Below are 8,926 nucleotides of genomic sequence, written 5' to 3'. Positions count from 1 at the left end.
GTCCCACTGCCCGGCGTGCGCCAGGCGCAAGCGGTCCCTGCGCCGCTCGCAGTGTGAGGAGGGCTGGCACCTGGCCGACGAACCCGTCACCACACCGGATGAGCCGACCGAGGTGCAGCGGGCGTGGGTGGAGCAGCGGGCCATCGTGACCGCCGAACGCGATCACTTGGCCGCGACGGGCACCGCCGGCCCCGAGGAACTGGCTGCCCTGGACGCGGTCATCGCGGACCTCGATGAGGAGATCTGTGCCTCGGGACTTCGCGGCAGCGTCGACCGGGGGTCCTCGGCCTCGACCCGGCCGCGCCGCTCCCGCTCGACCAAACGGCGCTCGGACGCACCCGACCTGCCCAAGCGCCCCATGACCCGCCGCACCGTCGGGCGGGCCTTCGAGGACCCGGCCACCGGCAAGGTGTTCCGGCCCTCGCTGTTCGTGACGCTGACGCTGGACTCCTACGGGCGGGTGAAGGCGGACGGCACCCCGGTGGACCCGGCGGCCTATGACTACCGGCGGGCGGCGCGGGACGCCCTGCACTTCTCCAAGCTGGTGGACCGGTTCGTGCAGAACCTCCGCCGGGTGGCCGGCTTCGACGTCCAGTACTTCGCCACCGTCGAACCCCAACGGCGCCTTGCGCCGCACCTGCACATGGCCACGCGCGGGACCATCCCGCGTTCTGAGTTGCGCCAGATCGCGGCGGCGACCTACCACCAGGTGTGGTGGCCGAACGCGGATGAGATCGTCTACGAGGGCGGGAACCTACCTGTCTGGGACGAAGCTGCGGGAGCCTACTTCGACCCGGCGACGGGGGAAGTGCTGCCCACGTGGGATGAGGCGCTGGACGCCCTGGATGAGGACCCCGACGCGGAACCCCACCACGTGTGCCGCTTCGGTCCCCAGGTGGATGCCAAGGGCGTCCTCGCGGGCTCACCGGACGCGGACCGGTGCGTGCGCTACCTCGCGAAGTACCTGACCAAGGACATCGCGGAGTGCCACGCGGCCGAGACGGCTGCCCAAGAACGCCACGTTGACCGCCTGGTGGAGGCGCTGCGGTTCGAACCCTGCTCGCCCCGGTGCGCGAACTGGCTGCGCTACGGCGTCCAACCGGCAGAGGCCAAGGCGGGCCTTCGCCCCGGGTTCTGCCGGTCCAAGGCGCATCGCCGCGAACACCTCGGCTACGCCGGACGCCGCGTCCTGGTCTCGCGCAAGTGGTCCGGCAAGACGCTGGCCGACCACAAAGCCGACCGCCTTGCCTGGGTGCTGGAACAGCTCGGCGTCACCCCCGGCGAAGAGCACGACGACCAGGAGGACGGCGCCCAACGGCCGGCCTTCCCCTTCGCGGTCACCGGCAACGGCCATGCCTGGGAAGTCGCGCGCCCGACCGACCCCGACGTTCCGCCCCGCGAACACCGCCTCCTGCGGGCGGTCGGTGAGGCGCTCAAACGCCGCACCCAACTCGACCACGCCAGACAGACCAGTCTTTCGGCAACGGAGGAAGCCGCCTGATGCCTATGAAGAAGAACCGCCCCTCTGGTCGCCTGCTGACCGTGGCGGAGGTGGCGGAACGCCTCAACACCAGTGAGCGCTACCCGCGCCGGCTGATCGAAGAGCGCCGCATCACCTTCGTGAAGATCGGTCGCCACGTGCGCATTCCCGAATCCGCGGTGGACGACCTCATCGCCGTGGGAACCGTGGAACCCGTCACGCTGCGGATGCGGCGGGCCGCCTGATGCCGGGGGAGAAGAGCCGATCTTTCGGCAACATCCGCCCACTGCCGTCCGGCCGCTTCCAGGCGCGGTACCGAGGACCGGACGGCCGGCTGCGCGGCGCTCCGACCACCTTCCCGACGAAGAAGGCGGCCGAACGCTGGCTGACCCTGAAAGCCGCCGAGATCGCGCAGGGGGACTGGACCGACCCCGACGTGGGCGCGATCCCCTTCCGCGACTACGCCGCCCAGTGGGTCGAAGAACGCGACCTCGCGCCCCGGACGGTCGACCTGTACGGAAGCCTGCTCCGGCTGCACCTGAACCCGACCTTCGGTGACGTCCTGCTCAAGGACATCCGGGAAGCCCACGTCCGGAGCTGGCGGGCCTCGCGGCGCAAGGCCAAGGTCGGGAAGGTCACCGTGGCGAAGGCGTACCGGCTCATGCGGGCCGTGATGAACACCGCCGTGCGCGATCGGCTCGTCAAGGAGAACCCGTGCCGGGTCGAAGGGGCCGGGCAGGAGCACAGCGAGGAGCGCCCCGCGCTCTCCGTCGCGGAGGTCTACCGCCTGGCCGACGCCGTGCCGAAGCGGTACCGGGCGCTGGTGCTGCTCGGCGCGTTCGGCAGTCTGCGGTGGGGTGAGCTGGCCGGCCTCCGGCGCCGGTACCTCGACCTCGACGCCCGGACGGTGGCGGTGCGGGAGGTGGCGTACGAACTCGGCGGTGTCCGGATGGGTCCGCCGAAGAGCAGGGCGAGCCGCCGCACGGTGCAGCTGCCCGGCCTGATCATCGACGACCTCCGCGCGCACGTGGAGGCGTTCGCGGCCCCCGGGCCGGACGGGCTCGTGTTCGTCGGGGCGCGCGGCAACGCGCTGCGTAGGACGAACTTCGCCGCGCACTGGGCTTCGGCGCGCTCGGCGGCCGGGCTGCCCTCGGTCCACTTCCATGATCTGCGCCATGCCGGCAACACCTTCGCGGCGGAGGCCGGGGCCTCGCTGCGGGAGCTGATGAACCGGATGGGCCACTCCAGCACGCGGGCGGCGCTGGTCTACCTGCACGCGCGCGACGACCGGGCGCGGGAGTTGGCGGACAGCCTGGGCGAGCGGGCGGCCGAGGAACTGCGGCGGGCGCGGGAGGCCGGAGCGGAGGGTGAGGAGCCGACCGGCTGACGCTTACCGTCCGTGGCTGTGGCACGTATGTGGCACGGCGCCCGGAATCAGGACCTAATGGCGAAGGGCCAGGGGGCCGGGGATACCACCGGCTGACCTGGCCCTTTGGGGTGTGAGAGCGGGCGACGGGAATCGAACCCGCACGACCAGCTTGGAAGGCTGGAGTTCTACCATTGAACTACGCCCGCGTGGCGTCGGGGCTCCGAGTTTCCTCTAGACTCGTGGAGCCGACGGGGACAAGACTACAGTCTCCGACGCGCGGGTCGCGCACCTTACCCGGGGCGCCGGCGCGAGGGTCACGGGGAGTAGCGCAGCTTGGTTAGCGCGCATGCTTTGGGAGCATGAGGCCGCGGGTTCGAATCCCGCCTCCCCGACGAAATCGCTTGTGGCGCGGGGCGAGGGCCGTCCGCGGGCCGTGAGGCCCTGGGCATCTGCCCTAGACTTGGCGTGATCAGCAGGAAAACCACTGAATCCAGAGTAAGTCCTTCAGCAGGCCCCGCGGCTCGGCGGCTGCGCCGGTCGGTGCGTGTCGCGCACCGCGAACGCGCAGGGTGCGCCACCCGCGCCGGGTCGTCCCCGGACACAGCCGGAAACCTAGGAGTACCGCCCCGTGAAGACCGATGTCGAGGAGCTCAGCCCGACCCGGGTCAAGCTGACCATCGAGGTTCCGTTCGAGGAACTCGACCACGCCTTCGACGTGACCTACAAGTCGCTCGCCAAGCAGGTCCGCATTAAGGGCTTCCGCCCGGGCAAGGCGCCGGCCCGGCTGATCGACCGCTACGTCGGGCGCGGCGCGGTGATCAGCGAGGCTGTGAACCACGCCGTTCCGGAGCTGTACAACGAGGCCATCCAGAAGGAGGAGATCTTCGCGCTCGGCCAGCCCGACGTGGAGGTCACCAAGCTGGAGGACAACGACCAGCTCGCCTTCACCGCCGAGGTGGACGTGCGGCCGAAGTTCGAGGTCACCGGCTACGAGGGCCTTGAGGTCACCGTCGACGACGCCGAGGCCACCGACGAGCAGGTCGAGGACCAGGTCGGCAACCTCCGCGAGCGCTTCTCCACCCTCGTCGGTGTCGAGCGCCCGATCGAGAAGGGCGACCACGTCTCCATCGACCTCTCCGCCGCGATCGACGGCGAGAAGCTGGACGACGTCCAGGCCAGCGGCCTGTCCTACGAGGTCGGCACCAACACCGTCCTCGAAGGCCTCGACGACACGCTCGAGGGCATGTCGGCCGGCGACTCCGCCACCTTTGCCACCAAGCTGGTCGGCGGCGAGTACGAGGGCCGCGACGCCGATGTCACCGTCACGGTGCACAGCGTCAAGGTCAAGGAGCTGCCCGAGCTGGACGACGAGTTCGCGCAGATGGCGAGCGAGTTCGACACCATCGAGGAGCTGCGCGCCGACGTCCGCTCCCGCATGGAGCAGGTCCGCCGCCTCCAGCAGCTCTCCCAGGGTCGCGACCGCGCGCTGGAGAAGCTGGTCGACTCCATCGACATCCCGCTGCCCGAGTCGGTCATCGAGGAGGAGGTCACCCGCCGCCGCGACAGCCTGGAGCAGCAGCTCGCGCAGAGCGGACTGACCAAGGAGTCCTACCTGGAGACCCAGGAGCAGACCGAGGAGGAGTTCGAGGAGGAGCTCGCCAAGAGCGCCCGCTCCGCGGTCAAGGCCGGGTTCATCCTCGACCAGCTCGCGCTGCAGGAGGAGCTCTCCGCCGACAACAGCGAGCTGAGCCAGTACGTGGTCGAGCAGGCGCAGCGCATGGGCGTCTCCCCGGACCAGCTCGCCCAGCACCTGGTCGAGTCGAACCAGATCCGGGTGGCCTACACCGAGGTGGTCCGGGCCAAGGCCATGGACCTCGTGCTCCAGAAGGCCGTCATCACCGACGAGTCCGGCAACGTGGTGGAGCAGGAGACCCCCGAGGCCGAGGCCGCCGAGGGCGCTGAGCTCGTCGAGGTCGACGCCGACGCCGCCGCTGACTCCGCGGAGGAGGCCGACGCCGACACGGCCGCTCCGGCCGACGGCACCGCGGACGAGGCGACCGAGGCCGCCGAGACCAAGGCCGCCGCCGAGGACAAGTAGGCGAGAGCCGCGTAGGCCGCGGGCGCGGACGGCTTGGCCGTCCGCACCCGGCCCACGGCATCCGACGCACCGACAGCGGTGCCGGTGGACTCCACCGGCACCGCTGTCGTCGTTACGGAGGCTTCCGCCCGGGGCCGAGGGAGATCGGCCGGGCTCGTGGGGAGGCCGGGGGACCTGGTGGCGTGTGGTGGCGGTTCCGGGTGGTCCCCGGTTCCTGCCGGGGCGTCGGTCGGGCGCCTTCGCCCGAGGTTCCTCGGTTGGCCCGGTCGGGTCCGGGGAGGTCGGGGGACCTGGTGGCGTGTGGTGGCGGTTCCGGGTGGTCCCCGGTTCCTGCCGGGTCATCGGGCAGGCGCCTTCGCCCGAGGTTCCTCGGGTGGCCCGGTCGGGTCCGGGGGAGGCCGGGGGACCTGGTGGCGTGGGGCGGTGGTTCCGGGTGGGCCCCGGTTCGTGCCGGGGCGTCGGTCGGGCGCCTTCGCTCGAAGTTCCTCGGGTGGCCTGGTCGGGTCCGTGGGGAGGCCGGGGGTGGTGGTGGGTGGCCGTGGCCTCCGGGTGGGTCTCGGTTCTGTGGCGGGGCCGTCGGGGTCGGCGTCCGGCAGCGGGTGGCCCGGGCATTCCGGGCGGGGCGGTGTGGTCGCGGAGTCCGGGCGGGGCTCGGGTCCGGGGGGTGCCGCGGCGGTGGGGGTGGAATGGTGCCGACAATGGCCGGAACCGGGGCGCGGTATTGCGGTGACGCTCCGCGCCCATTCCGCGAAAAGGGCCATTTCCTTTTCCCGGGGAGGCGCCCGCCAAACCCCGATGCGCGAATCCGCGGAGTGCGGACCGCCACCCCGCCCGCCGGGAATACGCGGCGGGCGCCGACCGGGTCCGCCCGCCGCGCGGCGGAACCGCGTCGGGGGAGCCTGCGCCAACAGCGAACACCCCAGCGAGTGTGTGCCAGCGGCCGTCGCCCCACGCTAGTGTGATTTGACCGGACGAACTTCCGACCGACCGCTCCAGGCGAAAGCAGGTGCCAGAGTGACCGAACAGCCTTTCACGGGCGTTCTCGACGCGATCCGCGCGGCGGGGGGCGAGCAGCTCCAGCAGAACGTCATCGAACAGACCTCGCAGCGGCTGCTGCGCCAGCGCATCATCTTCATCGCCGACGAGGTCAACGACGCGATGGCCACTCGGGTCGTGGGCGACCTGCTGCTGCTCTCGGCCGAGGACCGCGAGCGCGACATCTCGCTGTACGTCAACTCGCCCGGCGGCTCGGTGAGCGCCGGCATGGCCATCTACGACATCATGCAGTACATCCCCAACGACGTCGCCACGGTCGGCATGGGCATGGCGGCCTCCATGGGCCAGGTGCTGCTGTGCGCCGGCACCCCCGGCAAGCGGTACGCCCTCCCGCACGCGCGGGTGATGATGCACCAGCCGTCGTCGGGCGTCGGCGGCACCGCCACCGACATCCGTATCCGCGCCGACGACCTGGTCTACGTCAAGAACGCGCTGCTGGGGATCATCGCCCACCACACGGGCCAGTCGCTGGAGCAGGTCGAGAAGGACGCCGACCGCGACCGCTGGTTCAACGCCGAGCAGGCGAAGGAGTACGGCTTCGTCGACGAGGTCGTGGGCAGCCTCCGCCAGGTCAACGCCAGTTGAGCCGCCGCCCGCCCCGTCCGATTCAGCCCGAAAGGCGAGAGATCCTGACATGAGCATTATCGGAAACTCCGGCATCGGTCACGGAATGGCCCCGCAGGCGCCGCAGAGTCGTTATGTGATGCCGTCTTTCGTTGAGCGTACGCAGTACGGGATCAAGGAGATGAACCCGTACAACAAGCTTTTCGAGGAACGCATCATCTTCGTCGGCGTGCAGATCGACGACACCTCGGCGAATGACATCATGGCCCAGCTGATCACGCTGGAGCAGATCGACGCCGACCGCGACATCCAGATGTACATCAATTCGCCGGGCGGCTCCTTCACCTCCCTCATGGCGATCTACGACACGATGCAGTTCGTGCGCCCCGACATCCAGACCACCTGCATCGGCCAGGCGGCCACCGCCGCCGCCGTGCTCCTGGCGGCCGGGACCAAGGGCAAGCGGCTGATGCTGCCGAACGCGCGCCTGATCGTGCAGCAGCCGGCCACCGAGGCCACCTACGGCCAGGTCAGCGACCTGGAGCTGCAGGCCAAGGAGATCGTGCGCATCCGCGAGCAGATGGAGAACGTCCTCGCGCAGCACACGGGCCAGCCCAAGGAGCGCATCTCGACGGACATCGAGCGCGAGAAGGTCTTCACCGCCGAGGAGGCCGTGAAGTATGGCCTGGTCGACGACATCCTCCCGTACCGCAAGACCTCGCTGCAGACCTCCCCGAAGGCGGGGCAGTCCACCGGCGGGTCCTCCATGCGCTAGGACGCCGCGGCCCGTCGCCGGCCGGACCGGGCCGGGGGAGCACACGCCGGGGGACCCGGAGTGGTGAAGCCGGTCCGGTTCTTCGCTTAGTCTCGGAACAGCGACGCACAGATCGCCCCGCCTTCGGCACGACCGGGAGCGCATATCCTGCAATAGCGGTAGCTTGGCTCTTGTCGAGGGGCACGTCATCCGCAACGCGGCGCACCGGGTGGCCGATGACGGGGTGGCCTACGTTTTAAGGAGTAGCTGGGTGGCACGCATCGGCGACGGTGGAGACCTGCTGAAGTGCTCGTTCTGCGGCAAGAGCCAGAAGCAGGTGAAGAAGCTCATTGCCGGTCCCGGCGTCTACATCTGCGACGAGTGCATCGATCTGTGCAATGAGATCATCGAAGAGGAGCTGGCGGACGCCACGGAGCTGAAGTGGGACAGCCTCCCCAAGCCCCGTGAGATCTACGAGTTCCTCGACTCGTACGTGATCGGCCAGGAGCAGGCCAAGAAGGCGCTGTCGGTGGCGGTCTACAACCACTACAAGCGCGTGCAGTCCGAGAACGACCGCCCGCGCGAGGAGGATGTGGAGATCGCCAAGTCCAACATCCTCCTGCTGGGTCCCACGGGCTCCGGCAAGACGCTGCTGGCGCAGACGCTCGCCAAGATCCTCAACGTGCCCTTCGCGATCGCCGACGCCACCGCGCTGACCGAGGCCGGCTACGTGGGCGAGGACGTCGAGAACATCCTGCTCAAGCTGATCCAGGCGGCCGACTACGACGTCAAGAAGGCCGAGACCGGGATCATCTACATCGACGAGGTCGACAAGGTCGCCCGCAAGAGCGAGAACCCGTCGATCACCCGCGACGTCTCCGGCGAGGGCGTGCAGCAGGCCCTGCTGAAGATCCTGGAGGGCACCACCGCCAGCGTGCCGCCGCAGGGCGGGCGCAAGCACCCGCACCAGGAGTTCATCCAGATCGACACCACGAACGTGCTGTTCATCTGCGGCGGGGCGTTCGCCGGCCTGGAGAAGATCATCGAGTCCCGGGTGGGCAAGCAGGGCATGGGCTTCAACGCCGTGCTGCGGCCCACCAACGACGACTCCGACGACCGGTTCTCCGACGTCATGCCCGAGGACCTGCTGAAGTTCGGGATGATCCCCGAGTTCATCGGCCGGCTGCCGGTCATCACCAGCGTGCACAACCTCGACCGCGCCGCGCTGATCCGCATCCTCACCGAGCCGCGCAACGCGCTCGTGAAGCAGTACCAGCGGCTGTTCGAGCTCGACAACGTCGAGCTGGAGTTCACCCAGGACGCGCTCGACGCCATCGCCGAGCAGGGCATCATCCGCGGCACCGGGGCGCGCGGGCTGCGCGCCATCATCGAGGAGGTCCTGCTCTCGGTGATGTACGAGGTCCCCAGCCGCGAGGACGTCGGCCAGGTGATCATCACCCGCGAGGCCGTGCTGGAGCACGTCAACCCGACGATCGTGCCGCGCACCGAGCGGGGCCCGGAGCGCGAGGAGAAGAGCGCCTAGCCGGCGCCGCACCCCGCACACGCGCGAGCGCGGGGCCGGGTCTAGGGAGTGTTTTGTGGATG

General features: G+C 70.0%; 7 protein-coding genes and 2 tRNA genes. 8 read left to right on the top strand and 1 reads right to left on the bottom strand.

The features are described from left to right. The 3 genes from NT8_RS30100 to NT8_RS25105 all read left to right on the top strand — a co-directional run. The coding region (locus NT8_RS30100) for a replication initiator (protein ID WP_067974628.1) at positions 1–1,501 on the top strand (1,501 nt) is incomplete at its 5' end. After that, a complete protein-coding gene (locus NT8_RS25110; protein ID WP_067974621.1) occupies positions 1,501–1,725 on the top strand; it encodes a helix-turn-helix domain-containing protein in 225 nt (74 codons plus the stop codon). The genes NT8_RS30100 and NT8_RS25110, both read left to right, overlap by 1 nt. Then, positions 1,725–2,867 carry a site-specific integrase gene (locus tag NT8_RS25105; protein WP_067974618.1) on the top strand — a complete coding sequence of 381 codons (1,143 nt, stop codon included), beginning with the start codon at positions 1,725–1,727 and terminating at the stop codon, positions 2,865–2,867. Before NT8_RS25110 ends, NT8_RS25105 begins: the two co-directional genes overlap by 1 nt. Positions 2,868–2,984: 117 nt before the next feature. Here NT8_RS25105 and NT8_RS25100 read toward each other — a convergent pair. Beyond that, positions 2,985–3,055: transfer RNA gene (locus tag NT8_RS25100), tRNA-Gly, on the bottom strand. A gap of 111 nt (positions 3,056–3,166) precedes the next feature. Between NT8_RS25100 and NT8_RS25095 the strand changes: the two genes are divergently transcribed. The 5 genes from NT8_RS25095 (at position 3,167) to clpX (ending at position 8,864) form a co-directional block, all read left to right on the top strand. After that, positions 3,167–3,241: transfer RNA gene (locus tag NT8_RS25095), tRNA-Pro, on the top strand. Positions 3,242–3,477: 236 nt separating this feature from the next. Next, positions 3,478–4,947, top strand: coding sequence for a trigger factor (tig, locus tag NT8_RS25090; RefSeq protein WP_067974614.1), 1,470 nt, complete (start codon positions 3,478–3,480; stop codon positions 4,945–4,947). A gap of 1,089 nt (positions 4,948–6,036) precedes the next feature. Continuing rightward, complete coding sequence (locus NT8_RS25085) at positions 6,037–6,588, top strand: ClpP family protease (protein ID WP_067974624.1); 552 nt, start codon at positions 6,037–6,039, stop codon at positions 6,586–6,588. Positions 6,589–6,637: 49 nt separating this feature from the next. Beyond that, the gene (locus NT8_RS25080) at positions 6,638–7,342 is read left to right on the top strand and encodes an ATP-dependent Clp protease proteolytic subunit (RefSeq protein ID WP_067974611.1); all 705 of its coding nucleotides are present in this window, start codon (positions 6,638–6,640) and stop codon (positions 7,340–7,342) included. A 250-nt stretch (positions 7,343–7,592) separates the two neighbouring features. After that, entirely contained in the window at positions 7,593–8,864 is a 1,272-nt protein-coding gene (gene clpX / locus NT8_RS25075; RefSeq protein ID WP_067974608.1) for an ATP-dependent Clp protease ATP-binding subunit ClpX, read from the top strand. Positions 8,865–8,926: the final 62 nt, after the last annotated feature.

The sequence above is a fragment of the Nocardiopsis trehalosi NBRC 14201 genome, from assembly GCF_001552555.1.
Lineage (GTDB): Bacteria > Actinomycetota > Actinomycetes > Streptosporangiales > Streptosporangiaceae > Nocardiopsis_B > Nocardiopsis_B trehalosi.
This window is presented reverse-complemented; position numbering and strand designations above follow the sequence as displayed.